Genomic DNA, 17,187 nt, shown 5'->3' on the forward strand with positions numbered 1-17,187 from the left:
ATCATGATGATCAGCAATGACATCGAGCAGCTGATTTCCATGCTGTCTCGCCTGCCGGGGCTCGGCCCTAGGTCAGCCCGTCGCGCTGCGCTCAGTTTGCTGCGGCAGCCGGAGGCCCGGATGTTGCCTTTGGCGCAGCTCATGGAACGGGCCGCCACAAGCGTCCGCACATGTTCCCTTTGTGGTAATCTCGACACCATCGATCCCTGCCATATCTGTACGGATTCAACCCGTGATGGCGGTCTGGTGTGCGTGGTCGAAACTGTGGGTGATCTGTGGGCCCTGGAACGAGCTGGCGTACATCGCGGGGTCTATCAGGTTCTGGGTGGGACGTTATCGGCGCTTGCCGGTCTTGGCCCTGAAGATCTGAATGTCTCGTCCCTGCTGGACCGTATTGCCGAAGGTGGAGTGAGAGAAGTCATCCTCGCTCTTGGCGCGACAGTTGAGGGGGCGACCACAGCGCACTGGCTTCAGGAAAAACTGGCATCAACGGGCGTGGTCGTCAGTCGTGTCGGACATGGTGTTCCTATGGGGGGCGCTCTGGATGTGCTCGATGATGGCACGTTGGCCGCTGCCCTGATTGCACGACGCGCATTATGATTTCCGCTCTGGTCCCCCGTACGGCGATTGTGACCGGTGGCGCGCGTCGGATCGGTCGGGCGTTGGTTGAAATGCTGGCCGGGCAGGGTTTTTCTGTTGCCATTCATTATCGCGAAAGCAAAACAGAAGCGCTGGATCTGCTCGATCACATTGGCGGCCGCGGATGTGTGATTGGCGCAGATCTGTCGTGTGAAGCGGATGTGAACAGGCTGGCTGCTGAAGCAGTTCAGCAGCTTGGTCCGATCGGTGTGCTCATCAACAATGCTTCAGCGTTCATTCGTGATGAAGTCGAGACTGTAACTCGCGAAAGCTGGGACCAGCATCTTGAGCCGAATCTGAGGGCTCCGTTCGTCCTGTCTCAGGCGATGGCAGCAGCTCTGCCGGCAGAGGCTGAAGGGCTGATTTTGAATATGCTGGATCAGCGCGTGTGGAATCTGACGCCACATTTTATCAGCTACACCGTGTCCCGAACTGGCTTGTGGACACTGACACAAACGCTTGCGCTGGCACTGGCGCCGCGTATTCGCGTTAATGCCATTGGCCCAGGGCCTGTTCTGCCAACAGTTGGCCGACAGTCTCAGGAGCATTTTGACAAGATGTGCGCGCAAACGCCTCTGAAGCGCGGGTCGTCTCCCGAAGAAATCGCTGAAGCCGCGCTCGCGCTATTTTCTCTCCCGTCCGTCACGGGGCAGATGCTGGCCATGGATGGCGGCCAACACCTGAACTGGTCGCCTGCGCGATAAATCAGGGCTGAGGTTTCAGCGCACCAGGCAGATAATCTTCCACAACCAGAGAAATTGGTGCGTTGTCTGAAGCGCGTCTGAGGACCGCACGGTTTTCGAGCACGATTCCTGTGGTGTTATCTGGAAAACGTGTTTCGAGTCGCTGGCGATAAAAATTCGTCTTCGAGACAGCTTTGCCAAAAGGCGTATCCGTCGTTTCCAGCAGATGGTTCATGTCATCTGTCAGGCGTTCCGGCACATACCAGTTCCAGGCATCCGAGAGCGGGACATCCCCACACAGAAGCTGAACGTGACGTGTGCGAACCTGCCGAGGGTCTGAGACTTCCAGAAGACGCAGGGTTTCCTGTGAAGGCTGTTCTCCAACGGGGAGGCGCACAACGCGGATGGGAACGGAGCAATGCTCCTGAAGAACGGCTGTTGCGCTGGGATGACGCTCCAGGCGGTCCTTTAATGCACGAACGGCTGCGCGATCCGGGGACAAGGCGTCTCCCGGACCGGCACAGCCGCTCAATACTGCTGCAAAGGAAAGAGCACGGACGACCTTAGTGGTCGTCGCGGTCGTCCTTGTCAGTCGAAACTTCGATGTCGTTCGAGAGATCATCGTCATCATCCAGATCGTCGTCTGCTGCGATGACATCGTCATCTGCATCATCGTCCGTGTCCAGATCGACGTCTACATCATCCTCGTTCTCGTCCTTCGGAGCGTTCGGATCTTTCTCCTCAGGCAGCGGTCCTTCGCTACGCTTGAGACGGCCGATATCGTTCGGCTGGGTGGTGCCACATTTCGGGCACACCGTAGGGACGCGGTTCAGGTCATAGAAGCGGGCGCCGCACTCAACGCACGTCCGTTTTAGACCGAGTTCGGGTTTTGCCATGTTGCGCAAGCCTGCCAATGCCTCGGATAAGGAACGCGGCCATGCCAGCTTGTTTCCGCCATGTCAAACTCCAAGTGTCCCGAAATCTGCATGAGGGGACGTATTTCAGGGTGATTGACACACAGGAATGACCCTCGCATGAAAGTGCACATGCAAGCGCGACCTCTGACAGTTTCCGCGTCCCCGAAGGGACTTTCCGGCCGTACCCTCGTACCGGGTGACAAATCCATCAGCCATCGTTCGCTGATGCTGGCCTCCCTCGCACATGGCCGTACGAAGGTTTACGGCCTTCTGGAGGGTGAAGACGTTCTGCGCACCGCAGACGCCATGCGCGCGCTGGGTGCGACGATCACGCGTGACGGCGCTGTCTGGACCATCGACGGCCGTGGCGTCGGTGAGCTGACGGAGCCGGCAGATGTGCTGGATATGGGGAATTCCGGGACAGCAGCACGGCTCCTGTCCGGTATTCTTTCTTCCCACCAGATGAACAGCGTCATGACCGGGGATGCTTCCCTGCGCTCCCGTCCAATGCGTCGTGTGATGGACCCGCTTTCTAAGAACGGTTCCGAGTTTTTGTCCCGTGAGGGCGGCCGTTTGCCGATGGCCGTGCGTGGCAATGGTCAGGCGAAACCGCTTGAATATCGTCTGCCAGTTGCTTCTGCGCAGGTGAAATCAGCAGTTCTTCTGGCCGGGCTGAATGCCGTTGGCCGGACGGTTGTGGAAGAGCCTGTTGCTACCCGCGATCATACGGAAAATATGCTTCGTCATTTTGGCGTGGATGTTGATGTCTCTGTTCTGGATGCTGGTGGACGCCGAATCGAGCTGACCGGACCGGTGAAGCTGACTGCACGGGACGTGACAGTTCCGGGTGATCCGTCGTCTTCTGCATTCCCGCTTGTGGCTGCGCTGCTGGTTCCTGGTTCCGATCTTCTGATTGAGAATGTCGGTTTGAATCCGCTTCGGACGGGTCTGTTCACCACTCTGCTCGAAATGGGTGCGGATCTGACTATCGAAAACGAGCGTGTTGAGGGCGGCGAGCCTGTAGGCGACCTTCGCGCACGACACAGCAAGCTCAAGGGTGTGGATGTGCCGCCAGAGCGCGCACCGTCCATGATTGACGAATATCCCGTTCTGGCCGTTGCCTGCGCTTTTGCGGAAGGTTCCTCCCGCCTGCGTGGTCTGGAAGAACTTCGGGTGAAGGAAAGTGACCGTCTGGCTGCTACGGTTTCCCTGCTGAATGTGAATGGCGCTGAAACCGAAGTGGTGGGCGATGACCTGATTGTCCGTGGTTTTCAGGGCCCCCTAGGTGGCGGAAGCGTGACGACGCACATGGATCATCGCTTGGCCATGAGTGGGATCGTGTTTGGTCTGGCGGCGCAGAAGCCGGTTCATATTGATGATACGGCCTTCATTGAAACCAGCTTCCCCGGTTTCGTTGACCTCATGAATGGTCTGGGTGCGGATATCCGGGCATGAGCCGTCCGCTCGTCATTGCTGTTGATGGGCCAGCAGCTGCCGGAAAGGGGACGCTGGCCAAGGCGCTCGCCTCCCGGCTGTCCTTGCCCTATCTGGATACGGGCCTCCTGTATCGTGCGGTTGCAAGGCGCATGATTGATGCAGGTCTTGACCCTGCGGGCGATGCTTCTGCACAGGCGGAAGCGCTAGAGCAGGAGGATCTGCGGAGAAGCGATCTGCGCGTTCCGGAAATCGACCGCGGCGCCTCACTCGTAGCTAGCCAGCCTGCTGTGCGTGAAGCTCTTCTGGAGCGTCAACGTGTATTCGCCGCCCAGACAGGGGCCGTTGTTGACGGGCGGGATATCGGCACAGTTGTTTTCCCGGATGCGGACGTAAAGTTTTTCATCACGGCCTCCCCTAGGGCGCGGGCCCTTCGTCGCCATCGCCAAGTGCACGGGGACGTAGCGATTGCAGAGGCTGAACTGGACGCTGCAATTGCTGAAATCATTGCGCGTGACTCGCGGGATTCTTCTCGGGATACTGCGCCTCTGGTGCAGGCCGCAGATGCGCTTCTGATTGAGACAGATGAGCTTTCTGCAGAGCAAGTGCTTGAAAAGGCGCATGAAGAAATCAGGCGGCGCATAACTCGGATCTGAGTTGCGGTATCTGCCCATCTGACACCTGTTTTTTTATTGACAGAGCGCCTGTGGAAGGTGTTGTTGCGGGTTAGCACCTTGCCCGAAGGGGGGAAGTGTCGTCCGTCATGCGTTTTGCGTGCGGGCCATAATTTAACGGACCCGGTCTGACCTTTTGAGGCAGCGGGGAGTCGTCATGCCAGATTTCGATCCGCGTGGCGCAGACGTGGATGATCGGTTTCAGGCCGAAAATCCGGGAATATTGTATTTACATGGCTTCAGCCACACAGGCCCCTGCCGCTCACGGCATGGAAGATTTTGCAGCCCTCCTCGAAGAGACCCTGGGCCGCGACACCGGTTTTGACGGCTCCGTCGTCACTGGCCGCGTGATCCGTCTGACCGACGAATTCGCTATCGTTGATGTTGGTCTCAAGAGCGAAGGTCGCGTTTCCCTTAAGGAATTCGGCCCGCCAGGCGCTGCTCCGGACGTAAAGCCGGGCGACGTTGTCGAGCTGTATGTCGAGCGTTACGAAGACCGTGACGGCTCCATCGTTCTTTCCCGCGAGAAGGCTCGTCGTGAAGAAGCATGGACCGCTCTGGAGCGTGCATTCGGCAACAACCAGCGCGTCAACGGCACGATCTATGGTCGCGTCAAGGGTGGCTTCACGGTTGATCTCGGCGGCGCAATGGCGTTCCTTCCGGGCAGCCAGGTTGATATCCGTCCGGTTCGTGACGTCGGTCCGCTGATGGGGCAGCCGCAGCCGTTCCAGATCCTGAAGATGGATCGCGCACGTGGCAACATCGTTGTGTCCCGTCGTGCCGTTCTTGAAGAGACCCGTGCAGAGCAGCGCTCCGAGCTGATCCAGGGCCTGAAGGAAGGCATGATCCTTGACGGCGTCGTCAAGAACATCACCGACTACGGTGCGTTCGTTGACCTCGGCGGCGTTGACGGCCTCCTGCATGTCACCGACATCGCATGGAAGCGCATCAACCACCCGTCCGAAGCTCTGCAGATCGGTCAGCCGGTTCGCGTGCAGGTCATCCGCTTCAACCCGGACACGCAGCGTATCTCCCTCGGCATGAAGCAGCTTGAAGCTGATCCGTGGGAAAACGTCGCCATCAAGTACCCAGCTGGTGCCCGTTTCACGGGTCGCGTCACGAACATCACCGACTACGGTGCATTCGTCGAGCTGGAGCCGGGCGTCGAAGGTCTGGTGCACGTTTCCGAGATGTCCTGGACGAAGAAGAACGTCCATCCGGGCAAGATCGTCGCTACTTCCCAGGAAGTCGACGTCATGGTTCTGGACGTGGACAGCTCCAAGCGTCGTATTTCGCTTGGTCTCAAGCAGGTTCAGCGCAACCCTTGGGAGCAGTTCGAAGAAGAGCACAAGGTTGGCTCTGTCATCGAAGGCGAAATCCGCAACATCACCGAGTTCGGTCTGTTCATTGGCCTCTCCGCAGACATCGACGGCATGGTTCACATGTCCGACCTGTCTTGGGACGAAGCTGGCGAAGCAGCCATGGCGAACTACGAGAAGGGTCAGGTCGTTAAGGCCAAGGTCCTCGACGTGGATCCTGAGAAGGAGCGTATCTCCCTGGGCATCAAGCAGCTTCAGGAAGATCCGGCAGCCGACACCCTGTCCCGCATCCAGAAGGGTGCTGTTGTGACCTGCGTCGTGACGGCAGTCCAGGCAAACGGTATCGAAGTGAAGGTCGACGATCTGCTGACCGGCTTCATCCGTCGTGCAGAGCTGGCTCGTGACAAGGCTGAGCAGCGTCCGGAGCGTTTCGCAGTTGGCGAAAAGGTCGATGCGAAGATTGTTTCCGTTGACCGTGCTTCCCGCAAGCTCGCGCTGACGATCCGCGGCCGCGAGGTCGAGGAAGACAAGGCTGCGATCAGCGAATACGGTTCTTCTGACTCGGGCGCTTCCTTGGGTGACATTCTGGGTGCGGCAATCCGTCGTCGTACTACAGACGTCTGAAGAGACTGAAAATCAGATAACTCTATGTTGTCATGATTTTAGAAAAGGGCCGCGCAAGCGGCCCTTTTTTGTATTTGAGATGTAATGATCTTCTTTCTTGTCAGGGGCTTTTGTTGCTGTAAACCTTCAGGTAAGAATTGAGTATCGTGATGGCAGCGGTCTTGTGGTCTCTTGCCCGGAAGACTGATTGCGTCGGTTTGAGATGGGAGTGGGCGCTTTGCGCTCAGGAGATTGATGGCGGTTATTTACAACACAAATTATACCCACAATCCCAATTCCTACCTTACGCTGGCGGTCGAACGGGCGGCCCGATCTCTATTTGGTAATGACCAGGTTGTTGTCGCTGACAATATGTCCCTGGGCAGTATTGCTGCTTCTGGTGAACATGATGTTCTGATCTGTCTGGATGCGCAGCGGATTAATCTTCCACTGATCCGTCGCGTTCGACCTGCATTCAAGACCTTGATTCTCTGGACGTTTGAAGACCCGTTCATGCGGGACTTCAATGTTGAAAATGCCGGTCTCTTTGATTTCGTCTTTACGAACGATCCGTCCTGCGCCGAATACTACCACGGGAAGGGGCACTACCTTCCCTTGGCAGCAAGCCGCTCCATTCATGAGCGTAAGGTTCTTCCGGCTGCTGAGCTGGAATATGATATCTTTTTTGCTGGTACGATGTGGCCGAACCGCGTCCAAACCCTGCGACGCGTGATTGCTGCCTTTCCGGATGCCAAGCTGAAGCTTGTTTGCCCTGGTAACGAATATCTGCCGCCGCTCCCCGCAGATCTTGCGGCTCTTGCGATCCAGCGCCCGATCAGCCACGAAGCATTTATTGACTTCGCGAATGTCAGCGCTGTCACTTTGACGATGTTCCGTGATTACGCCAGCCATGGTGACGTCAGCCAGGCGACAGCTCCGGGACCGCGCTTTTTCGAACTTGCTCTGGGCGGTACGGCACAGGTTGTCGAAGCGCCGGAAAGCATGGGCAGCGAGCATTTCGATACGGTCGAAGGAATCAGCCTTGCGCGTGATCCCGATGGCGTCGTGGATGCCGTCGCCCGTATCCTGAACAACAAGAACACACGCCGCAAAGCGGCGCAGGCGTCCCAGAAGTCAGTACTGGCGCATCATCTGTACGAGCATCGTCTCGAGAAAATGCGTGATATTACGGGGGCTGATTTTGGCCGCCGCAAAGCCGCCGACATCGTGCCGGTCGAGCGTCGCCGTCGTCTGCGGGTGCTGATGTGCACGCATTCCACAATTCATGAGCAGGCGTGGGGCGGTGTTGAAGTTTACCAGCAGGCGCTTTGCTCCTTGCTTGGCCGCGACGTTGAGTTTTTCTATTGGCTGCGTCGTGGCACGTTCTGCCGTCTGACGACTGCGAGTGGGCAGGAACTCGAGCGCTTTGACGTGCCGGAAGTGGGCTGGCAGGACGCGATGTGCGACGCGCCTGAAGAAATGGCGTTTTCGAGCGTAATCAGTCAGTACAACATGGACATTGTCCATTTCCAGCATCTTGGACATCACGCACTGTCATTGCCCATCATCGCCAAGGCCAATGGTGTGGGCGTGGTTTTCTCCGCGCATGACTTCTGGCTGGTCTCGGCTCGTTACAACCTGCTGAACCACGAACTGCGTTATGTGGAAGATGAGGTCCGGTCAGTCCTGTCGGCAGATATCACGCTAAAGGCTTCTGAAAATGTTGATCATGGTGGTGAACAGACGCGTCGGGCCTTTGTCGCCAAGATGCTTCATTCTGTTGATGCCATCATGTTTGGGACACAGCACTCTCGTGATCTGACGCATGAGATCTATCCGATCCTCAACGAGAAAATCAGTCTGATCACGGGTATCCCGAGCCCTGAGAACACTGTGCCCGTCAAGCCGAAGAGCTATGCTCCGTTGGGTGACGCGCCGCTGAACGTTGCGATTGTCGGTAACTTCCTGAGAACCAAGGGTGCAGATACGATCCTGAGCCTGATCGAGATCGCTCATCCGGATCATTTTGTCTTCCACATCTTCGGTTATGTGCACCCCGAGTATGAAGCTGTTCTGAACGCAAGCAGCCGCTCGAATGTGAAGCTCTATGGCCGTTATGACATGGGTGACATCGAGGCTCTGAAAAAGGCTGATGTCGCGCTCAACCTCTCGATCTGGCCGGAAACTTATTGCATTTCCCTGTCTGAGGCCTGGCAGAACGGTCTGATCCCCATTGTGACCGATGTCGGCGCTCTGGGGGATCGTGTTGAAGACGGTGTCAACGGTTTCAAGGTCCCCATCAATCGCCCAAGCATGGTTCTGGAACGTCTCGAACTTCTGCGTTCTTCCGAGCCTGTGCGTAAAAAGATTATGGCAAACATTGGCCCGCATCTTTGGACGCATGCCCGTGACTATGCGGACGGCTTGCTGAAACTTTATCAGGATGTCGTGCCACGTCGTCCGATGGGCGTTGCGGATCTTCGCCTGGATGCAGGGCAGGTGCATCTTCTGCCGCACGCATCATGGCGTCATCAGGCTCCCCCGCGTCATATTTTTGATCCGCCGACCACGCGTGATCTCTCTGTCGAGCTCCCCATTCCCGTATCGGACTGGTTCTCCATCCAGGGCGCCGAATGCTACATTGACGACGTTTGTCATCATGTCTTTGCCACGAACGAAGACGAAGATTTCAAGGGCGCCAATGAGTTCCATATTCGTGGCTGGTTCCTGCTTCCAGGTGTCAGCACGGCTGGACGTATGCTGACTGTGCTGATTGAAGAAGGCGCGGACAGTCCATTGATCTTCCTTGAATGCGAACGTGAAATTCGTGGCGACATTGTTGAAATGTTCAACGGATCTCCGCGTCGTTCAGGGTTCTCTGGTAAGACAGCCCTGCGTGGAAAATGGTGTGAAGGTCGTTTCCGTGTTGGTCTGATCAATGTCATCAACGGTCAGGCAGCTTTCCAGCTGACGTCTATTCAGATCGAAGTTGAGGGCGGCAAGATTGACGCGATTCATCGCTCAGCGCCTTCGAACGACGTGATCCTCTCTGACTTCAATCGTGTTTCTCACAGTGATGGGCTGCTTCGCGGTATCAAGCTGTCTGGTTTCCAGAAGAATGAACTGCATCCGTATGGCAGTGGCATGCTGGAAAACTTCATTGACGAATTTACAGGCGTCATTGGAGAGCCGGTTCAGGAGATTGAGCCGTTTGGAAGCATCTATGTTCGCGGCTGGGCTTTCCTGAAGAGCCTGTCTCGCGCAGGGCAAATTTATGTTGGCCTGATTCAGACGGAGCGTGACGAAGTGACGTTGTTTGCGACAGACCGTATTGCGCGTCAGGACGTGGCAGGCGTGCATCGTGATGCTCCGCTCTGCGCAGGTTTCTCGGGCACACTAAGCCCGATGCAGGGGTATGCTCGCCCGATGGATGGCGTCTATCGTGTCGCGCTGATCAATGTGACCGGGGATGTTTTCGGCACGCATATTACGGATCTGGTTGCGACGTTTGATGGTGGACGGATTGTATCGACAGGCCGTGAAGGTCTGACACCGGAACAGGCTGAGCGTTCGGAGCGGCTTTTGAATGAGAAAGCCATAGCCTGAACCTGGGGGTCAGTTTTTTATGTCCGATCCGGTTCCTGAGTTTTCTCCCGCTGCGCGCGAGCCTCGCTGGCGCCAGTTTGATGCGCAGTGGTATCTGCTGCGCTATCCGGAGGTTGGGGACTGGATGCGCGATGAAGGCCATCAGGATCTTCATGCGTTTTATCTTGAGACGGGCCAGCGCTACGGCCATTCTCCTAACCGGTATTTTGACGAGATCTGGTATCGGGAAACCTATGCGGATGTCCGCCGGGACCTGATCCAGGAAAAATACCGGTCAGGCTTTGAGCACTATTGTGCCGAGGGCTATCATGGTCATTCGGCACATTGGCTGTTTGACGAAGTCGATTATCTTCGCCGTTATCCGGAACTGACCCGACGCTCCTTGCAGGAGCAGGGGTTCTCCAACGGCTATGATCATTATCTTGAAGTTGGCGAAGCGCGCTATTACAGCGGGCATCGTTTTTTCGACGATGAACTCTGTCGCCGGCTCGCCTTACGTTATCCCGACTATTTTGACAGCCGGATTGGCCTGTTTGCATCGTGGCTCAGCCTCCCGTCCGATATCGCGGATGCTGGGCGTGTCTCTTGGTATTTTGATCCGGTCTGGTATCTGGAGCGCTATCCGGACGTTCGGCGCGATATTGCTGAAGGGCGCTATAGCAGCGCGCTTCATCATTATCTCACCAATGAAACGCCGCGGCTCTTTGATCCGCAGGAAATGTTCTCCGAGCGCTTCTATGCAGACACTCATCCAGATGTGGTCGCCTGTCTGGACATGGGCTCTTTCCGCAATGGCTATGAGCATTTTTTGCTGTTCGGGGCACATGAGGGGCGTGCGCCTGAAGCCGATGTGGATCTCGCCGCTCATCTGAGCCGTCCACAGGTCCGTAACGACGTGCGGAACCATCTTTATGACAGCCCTTTTGCTCATCTGGTTGCGGCCAGAATGGGCGAGGGGCAACGTGCTTCGCTGGTCGAAACCCCTGAGATTGAGGAAAGCCAGTCAAGGCAGGTGTTCGAGCGCGAAGCAGAAGCGCTTCTGCCGGCATTGGCTCGCCATCCGCTGGATTTCACCGTCGTGGGCGTGCCGGAACTCAGTGTCATTGTCGTGGTCTATGACCGGATTGCCCTGACAATGCAGGCTCTGGCCTCATTGCGCGCAAATTATTCCGGGGCCATCCAGCTTATCGTCGTGGACTCTGGGTCACACGATCAGACACGTCGTCTCGACGAAATGGTTCATGGCGCCAAAATCCTGCGCTTCAGATATAACATTGGATATCTGGAAGGCTGCAATATTGGTCTTGCAGAAGTTGATGCGCCGTTTGTTCTTTATCTGAACAACGATCTACGGCTCTATCCAAACAGTGTTGCACACGCTTTGCAGCGTCTGCGTTCAAGTGATGACATTGGTGCGGTTGGTGCCAAGCTCATTCGCTCGAATATGCGTTTGCAGGAAGCAGGCTCCATCATCTGGCGTGATGGTGCGACTTATGGATATCGCCGGGAAGACAGTCCGAACCTTCCTGAAGCAAACTTCGTCCGGGATGTGGATTACTGTTCGGCAGCATTTCTCATGGTGCGGTCGTCCATTCTCATTCAACTCGGTGGCTACGACCTGCGGTACCGTCCTGCTTATTTTGAAGATACGGATCTGTGTGTCCGCATTCTCAAAATGCGCGCGCGGATTGTTTATGATCCTAATGTCGTGGTGGAGCACCTTGAGTACGGCAGTTCCGGCTCTGTGGGATCTCAGACGCTGATCCACGCCAATCTGCGCATTTTTTCGCGTGCACATCAGGATTTTCTACGGCATCAGCAGCCGGCTCATATTCGAAATGCTGTGCAGGCGCGGGAGCGTCGTTCAGATCGCAAGCATATCCTGTTCATTGAAGATCGCCTTCCTCTGAGGCGTCTGGGTTCAGGGTATGTGCGTTCCAATGACGTGGTGCGGGCTATGGCGGGGCTGGGATATCAGGTCACCGTGTTTCCCCTCCTCCCTAGGGACCAGAGTGAACTGGACCTGTTTGGAGATTTTCCGGAGACGGTAGAGCTGATCGCGGATCAGCATCTTTCCACCTTCCCGGATTTTATTCAGGCGCGTGCAGGATATTACGATCTGGTATGGGTTGGCCGCACGCACAACATGGCGCGCCTCCTGCCTATCATGAACGAGGCCAGCCGCTATCTGCCGACAGCGGGTGCTGTGCTGGATACGGAAGTGATTTCCACGCCACGCACGCTGGAACGCATCAAGGTGCTTGATCTGCCGAAGCCGGCATTGAGCTTTGATGAGATGCTACGCCGGGAACTGGAATGTGCTCATTACTGCCAGCAGATCGTCGCGGTCACTGAGCAGGACGCAGATCTGGTGCGTCGCGCCGGGTACGAAAATGTCTCCGTTCTGGGACATGAAATGCGGACCCGTCCGACGAAGGCCACATTCGACGCCCGGCGAGATATTCTTTTTCTCGGTGCGTTGCATGATGAAGGTGCGCCGAATCATGACAGTCTTGAATGGTTTGTAGGGGAGGTTCTCCCTGCTCTGGATGATCTTCTGCCGTCAGACGTTCGATTTACGATTGCGGGCTTCATTCATCCCTCGGTGGATGTGAGTGTGTTTGCGCGGCATCCTCGTGTGGATATTGTTGGTCCGGTGCATGATCTTGCACCGCTGTTCAACAGGCATCGCGTCTTCGTTGCGCCTACGCGGTTTGCCGGTGGCTTACCGTTTAAAGTGCAGGAAGCTGCCGCATTTGGCGTGCCGATGGTTGTAACGACGTTGCTGGCGGGGCAGGTGGGCTGGACAGACGATGTTGAATTGCTGTCTGCGCCTGCGGATGATGCCAAAGAATTTGCGTCTGATGTCGCCCGTCTTTATCAGGACAGTACACTCTGGGCCCGACTGAGAAGTGAAGCGCTGAAGGCGGTGGAGCGGGATTGCGCACCAGCGCGGTTCCGACAGGATCTGTCCAAGATCCTTGAGGCGTGTATAGCTTGAAGACGCCACGCACCCGGGGCATGAAGTTTAAGGAAACAGGTGAGGCTATGTCGACAGAAGTGAAAGATCGTTCCTCTGAAACGGAGCGGAAAGTGTCTGGCCTGACCGGACGTGTTCTGGTGTGCAGTGGCGGCCGCTATGAAAGTCAGGCCAATGCCCAGATCCGTGAATCGATCATGGATGGATGGGGTGAGTGCTTTGGCGAAGAGAACGTTACGGCTGTTCACATTTCTGCGGCAGCAGCGTCCATCAAGATCCTGAAGCCAACGATTGTTTTCGCCATCGGGTCATATCTGCCGGAAAGCACCTATTTTGGTGAGGTCTGCCGTGAGGCCAAGAAGATTGGCGCTGTCACGGTTTTCTGGGCCACAGAAGACCCCTATGAGCAGGATGCGAACTATCGCATCGCCGATGACTTCGATGTCGTTTTCTCCTGTGATCGCTGGGGCCATAACTTCTATCAGCGTGATCTGGTGTTCCACCTTCCGCTGGCTGCAAGCCCGAGCTTGCATTACATGCCAATTGAAGAGAATGTCGAAAAGACGATCGATGTTCTGTTCTGTGGTGTGGCGTTCACGAGCCGTAAGGATATTGTCCGCAATCTGCTTCCGGTTCTGCGAAACCTGAATATCAAGATTGTTGGTCCTGGCTGGGGCGAGCTGGGCATTGGCTTCTCGGATGCCCGTATTGAAAAATCCCAGCTGGTTGAGCTGTATCGCCGTTCCAAGCTGGTGCTGAACCTTGGCCGTTCACTCCACTTCGAGAACAAGCGTTTTGTGATTGCTCCTTCCACGCCTGGCCCGCGGACGTTCGAAGCCGCTCTGGCAGGCGCGTTCCAGGTCTTTCATGAAGATACGCATGAGCTTCGTCGGTATTATAATGCAGACGAAATTCCGGTCTTCTCAAACCGGATCGATTTTGAGCGGCTTGTGGAGAAGTACATCGGAGACGATGAAGCCCGTCTGGCTATGAGCCGTAAGGCACAGGCCAGAACGATGGAGCAGCATCTTTACAAGCACCGTATCCAGCAGGCCCTGTCGGTTCTTCAGGCTGAAGGCTTCCTTGGCTGAAAAGCGACTGGAATTTGTGATTTCATTAAAAGCCGGGCTGTTGTGCCCGGCTTTTTTGTAAGGATATTAGGAAATGCAAACCGTCTGGCTTATGGCATTGTTGCTGATTGCTGCATTTCTGGAGGTCGGCGGTGATGCCCTCGTGCGAACTGGCCTGCATACAGCCGGTCTGGGACGAGTGGGCTTTATATTAGCCGGTGCGCTTGTGCTGCTGATTTACGGAATAACCGTCAATCTTCCCGACTGGGACTTCGGGCGATTGATGGGCGTGTATGTCGCACTGTTTTTTATCGCAGCTCAGGTCGTGGCGTATTTTGCTTTTGGTCAGACCCTGACCTTACCTGTCTGCATTGGTGGACTACTGATCGTCTCAGGCGGTGTTCTGATGACGGTCTGGCGTTGAAAAGGATCAGGCCGGAAAATGATATCCCGGCCTGAAGTAGAGCGTTTACTTCGGCTGTGGGCCAAGGACGATCTGTGCGAGATCATCCGGGCGAACCCACTTGCTGAACGCGGCCTGCACCTGAGCAGGTGTCATGTCGTAAATCGCCTGAGCTGCTTCTGCTGGCGCATTCAGGGGTAACCCCAGATCAATCAGATCCAGATAGCTGCCAGCCAGAGCGCCAAAGCTGGCGCGTGCCATGGGCTGGCGACGCAGCAGAGACGCCTTGGCTAGATCCAGACTTTCCTGAGAGACAGGCTGGCTGCGCATATCCTGCACATCCTTGATTGCAAGGGCGCGTGCCTTGTTCACTTTGTCCGGGTCCGCACCGAAGCTGATGCCGAAGGAGCCGCGGGTCCGGGAGTAACTGAAGGCACTTCCTGCCCCATACACATAGCCTGTGCGAACGCGCAGATCCTGCATCAGGCGGGAAGAGAACCCATCCCCAAGAATTTCGTTTCCGACAGCCAGAGCATGACGATCAGGGTCCGTGACCTTCATGCCAATGGTCTCCACGAGTTTCACGTCATCCTGTGACCGTCCTGGATCTGCGACGACAGCTTGAGAGGCCTTGCTGAGAGGAATGGACGGCAGATCAACGACAGGGGCAGGGCCTTCAGCCTTCCAGCCGCCAAAAGCCTTTTCAACCTGTTCATGAGCATCTTCAGGGCTGATGTCCCCGACAACCACAATCGTCGTCAGGTCTGGGCGATATGTGGCCGTGTAATAGGCTTTGACGTCAGCGAGCGTAATTTTGCTCAATGTAGCTGGAGTGGCCTCGCGAAGGGTCGGGTCAGTTGCAGGGACAAGTGCCCGGCGGGTGGCACGGCCAAAGCGGTAGGTTGGAGACTGAAGCTCACCCGCACGGGCCTGAATGGCTTCCATCTGCGTCACATGGAAGGCCTTTTCCGGGAAGGCAGGGTGCAGTTCGTGCTCTGCCAGCAGGGACAGACCTTTGCTGAAATTCTGGGTGAGTGTGCTGAGACTGAAGCCAGGGCCAGCGCTTTCGTCTGCCGAGATGTCATCAAGCGCGCTGGCCAGGGCCAGACGGTCATGGGAGGTGCTGCCATACAGGAACATGTCAGATGTCAGGCCCGCGACGCCTTCCTTGCCAGCAGGCTGCTGCAGGGATGCATTCTGCCGGATGGAGCCGATCAGCTCGACCGTATGGCTGACATGCTCGGGCTGGACCAGAAGGTGCAGACCATTCGAAAGTGTATAGGCCTTGGGAAGAGGTGCGGCGGCCGGAATGCTCAATCGTGCGAGGGCTTCTTCCGCCCATGCTGGGAGGCTGACTTTGCCTGATGGTGGCGTGTTGAAAGACTCTGCGCCACCAAATCCTTTACCGCCAATGGCTTTGCCCTTTTCACTCGGCGTCAGGGTGGCGCTGATGGCGTGTTGTGGATCAAGGAGCGTCTTGGCCAGCTCATCCACCTGTGCCTTCGTGACGTTCCGGAAGGCCGCGATCATATCATCCGGGCTTTCAAGATGCTGGATGGCGACAGCCTGGGACCAGTTCTCTGCGAGTTCCGAAATGCTGTTCGCATTGAACTCCAGAGACGCAATCTCTTTGCGACGGGCGGCTTCGATCAGATCCGCGGGAATTCCGTTTTTGCGAAAGTCATCCATGAGAGACGCAAGCGTCCGCCGGAGCTCGTCCGGGTTTGCTCCCTTGGGGAATCCTGCGTAGGCGACAGCGAGGCCAGCCTGAGCATCCGGGTCATACATGAACCCTGCGTCCAGAGCCTTACCGTCCGGCACCAGACCGAACAGGACACTGCGCTGGCTGGCAATGGCATCGGCCAGCAGGGTTACGGCAGCATAGTTCGGGTCACGTTGTCCCGGCATCCGCCAGGCCATGGTGACAAGGCCGATCGGTAGATCTGTATCCAACGACAGGGACTGTGCCTTGGCTGGCGTGGGTGTGACAGCCGCGCGGGCTGGAAGTGTAGCCGCTGCAATATTGCCAAAGGCTGCCTGAACTTTCTTCAGGGTGTCCTGCGGGTCCACATCGCCCGTAATGACGAGGATGGCGTTATTGGGAGCATACCAGGAGTTGTAGAACTGCTTCAGCAGCGGGGCAGTCGTGGCATCGAAAGAGGGACGCGTCCCGAGTGCGTCATGCTCGTAAGGTGTGCCTGCGTAAAGTGCGGCACGCACCTGAGAGAGATAGCGGTAGATGGGGCTCGACAGGTCGCGTGAGACTTCCTGCTCAATGGCGCCTCTTTCATGGGCCCATTCTTTCTCTGTGATGTTCAGCCCGCGCATACGACCGGCTTCGATCCGCAGAAGGACATCAAGGTCCGCAGCAGGGGCCTTGAAATAGTATTGCGTAACGTCAGACGTCGTATCGGCGTTATCATTGTTGCCGAGTTGGGCGCTGATGGTGGAAAGCTGGTCCCGTGAGAGTGTTTCGGAGCCGTTGAACATCATGTGCTCAAGGGCGTGTGCCGTTCCCGGAAAACCCTTGGGTGCGTTGACGGAGCCCACTTCATAATTGAGCATCGTCTGTACGACGGGTGCCAGAGTATCCCGCACAATCACGACACGCAAGCCATTGGGCAAGGTGGCACGGGTGACGGAGGCCGGTGCTGCCGTGGCAGCCTGAGGCACCGCAGGGGCAGCATGTGCGCCCGTCAGGAGAGGCGGGGCCAGCATGGAGGCTGCGAGCAGTGTCACACGGGTCAGGCGGGAGAAACCGGGCATAGGTTATTAACTTCCTACGGGTAAAATGTTCTGCCAGGCAGTAAATCGACTGTCAGGGATACTGTCTACCGAGGGAGGATTGCTGAAGGATGA

Annotated in this window: 12 protein-coding genes; 9 read left to right on the forward strand and 3 right to left on the reverse strand. The window is 56.6% G+C overall.

The genetic code is table 11. The features are described from left to right. The first annotated feature begins 6 nt into the window (after positions 1 to 6). Both recR and KP707_RS00550 read left to right on the forward strand, forming a co-directional pair. Positions 7 to 600 (forward strand): recombination mediator RecR, encoded by a 594-nt coding sequence (recR, locus tag KP707_RS00545; protein WP_211502214.1) that lies wholly within the window; start codon positions 7 to 9, stop codon positions 598 to 600. Next, positions 597 to 1,343 (forward strand): SDR family oxidoreductase, encoded by a 747-nt coding sequence (locus KP707_RS00550; protein WP_211501845.1) that lies wholly within the window; start codon positions 597 to 599, stop codon positions 1,341 to 1,343. The genes recR and KP707_RS00550 overlap by 4 nt, the downstream gene beginning before the upstream one ends. A 1-nt stretch (position 1,344) precedes the next feature. On the opposite strand, the gene KP707_RS00555 is transcribed toward KP707_RS00550, so the two are convergent. Both KP707_RS00555 and KP707_RS00560 read right to left on the reverse strand, forming a co-directional pair. Continuing rightward, complete coding sequence (locus KP707_RS00555; protein WP_249202707.1) at positions 1,345 to 1,824, reverse strand: hypothetical protein; 480 nt, start codon at positions 1,822 to 1,824, stop codon at positions 1,345 to 1,347. A 61-nt stretch (positions 1,825 to 1,885) separates the two neighbouring features. Next, entirely contained in the window at positions 1,886 to 2,218 is a 333-nt protein-coding gene (locus KP707_RS00560; protein WP_046900134.1) for a TIGR02300 family protein, read from the reverse strand. Positions 2,219 to 2,368: 150 nt separating this feature from the next. Here KP707_RS00560 and aroA point away from each other — a divergent pair, with 150 nt between their 5' ends. The 7 genes from aroA to KP707_RS00595 all read left to right on the forward strand — a co-directional run bounded on the left by aroA (position 2,369) and on the right by KP707_RS00595 (position 14,349). Beyond that, positions 2,369 to 3,694 (forward strand): 3-phosphoshikimate 1-carboxyvinyltransferase, encoded by a 1,326-nt coding sequence (gene aroA, locus KP707_RS00565; RefSeq protein ID WP_064274152.1) that lies wholly within the window; start codon positions 2,369 to 2,371, stop codon positions 3,692 to 3,694. Then, on the forward strand, positions 3,691 to 4,329 hold the full coding sequence (gene cmk, locus KP707_RS00570; RefSeq protein ID WP_211501846.1) for a (d)CMP kinase: 639 nt from the start codon (positions 3,691 to 3,693) through the stop codon (positions 4,327 to 4,329). The genes aroA and cmk overlap by 4 nt, the downstream gene beginning before the upstream one ends. A 251-nt stretch (positions 4,330 to 4,580) precedes the next feature. Next, a complete protein-coding gene (rpsA, locus tag KP707_RS00575; RefSeq protein ID WP_086633806.1) occupies positions 4,581 to 6,290 on the forward strand; it encodes a 30S ribosomal protein S1 in 1,710 nt (569 codons plus the stop codon). 234 nt (positions 6,291 to 6,524) lie between these two features. Then, positions 6,525 to 9,875, forward strand: a complete 3,351-nt coding sequence (locus tag KP707_RS00580) for a glycosyltransferase (RefSeq protein ID WP_211506899.1) — start codon at positions 6,525 to 6,527, stop codon at positions 9,873 to 9,875. Between the two features lie 19 nt (positions 9,876 to 9,894). Continuing rightward, positions 9,895 to 12,876, forward strand: a complete 2,982-nt coding sequence (locus KP707_RS00585) for a glycosyltransferase (RefSeq protein ID WP_211501848.1) — start codon at positions 9,895 to 9,897, stop codon at positions 12,874 to 12,876. 47 nt (positions 12,877 to 12,923) lie between these two features. Continuing rightward, entirely contained in the window at positions 12,924 to 13,946 is a 1,023-nt protein-coding gene (locus tag KP707_RS00590) for a glycosyltransferase (RefSeq protein WP_086633807.1), read from the forward strand. Positions 13,947 to 14,019: 73 nt separating this feature from the next. Next, complete coding sequence (locus tag KP707_RS00595; RefSeq protein ID WP_211501849.1) at positions 14,020 to 14,349, forward strand: hypothetical protein; 330 nt, start codon at positions 14,020 to 14,022, stop codon at positions 14,347 to 14,349. Positions 14,350 to 14,394: 45 nt separating this feature from the next. On the opposite strand, the gene KP707_RS00600 is transcribed toward KP707_RS00595, so the two are convergent. Beyond that, a complete protein-coding gene (locus tag KP707_RS00600; protein ID WP_211501850.1) occupies positions 14,395 to 17,094 on the reverse strand; it encodes a pitrilysin family protein in 2,700 nt (899 codons plus the stop codon). Positions 17,095 to 17,187 lie beyond the last annotated feature (93 nt).

The sequence above is a fragment of the Gluconobacter sp. P5E10 genome (assembly GCF_018812145.1).
Classification (GTDB): domain Bacteria; phylum Pseudomonadota; class Alphaproteobacteria; order Acetobacterales; family Acetobacteraceae; genus Gluconobacter; species Gluconobacter cerinus.

Excerpts from the sequence above, each read along its gene's own strand:
- recR (WP_211502214.1), top strand. The coding sequence starts at position 7 with ATGATCAGCAATGACATCGAGCAGCTGATTTCCATGCTGTCTCGCCTG.
- KP707_RS00550 (WP_211501845.1), top strand. The coding sequence starts at position 597 with ATGATTTCCGCTCTGGTCCCCCGTACGGCGATTGTGACCGGTGGCGCG.
- KP707_RS00560 (WP_046900134.1), bottom strand. The coding sequence starts at position 2,218 with ATGGCAAAACCCGAACTCGGTCTAAAACGGACGTGCGTTGAGTGCGGC.
- aroA (WP_064274152.1), top strand. The coding sequence starts at position 2,369 with ATGCAAGCGCGACCTCTGACAGTTTCCGCGTCCCCGAAGGGACTTTCC.
- cmk (WP_211501846.1), top strand. The coding sequence starts at position 3,691 with ATGAGCCGTCCGCTCGTCATTGCTGTTGATGGGCCAGCAGCTGCCGGA.
- rpsA (WP_086633806.1), top strand. The coding sequence starts at position 4,581 with ATGGCTTCAGCCACACAGGCCCCTGCCGCTCACGGCATGGAAGATTTT.
- KP707_RS00580 (WP_211506899.1), top strand. The coding sequence starts at position 6,525 with ATGGCGGTTATTTACAACACAAATTATACCCACAATCCCAATTCCTAC.
- KP707_RS00585 (WP_211501848.1), top strand. The coding sequence starts at position 9,895 with ATGTCCGATCCGGTTCCTGAGTTTTCTCCCGCTGCGCGCGAGCCTCGC.
- KP707_RS00590 (WP_086633807.1), top strand. The coding sequence starts at position 12,924 with ATGTCGACAGAAGTGAAAGATCGTTCCTCTGAAACGGAGCGGAAAGTG.
- KP707_RS00595 (WP_211501849.1), top strand. The coding sequence starts at position 14,020 with ATGCAAACCGTCTGGCTTATGGCATTGTTGCTGATTGCTGCATTTCTG.
- KP707_RS00600 (WP_211501850.1), bottom strand. The coding sequence starts at position 17,094 with ATGCCCGGTTTCTCCCGCCTGACCCGTGTGACACTGCTCGCAGCCTCC.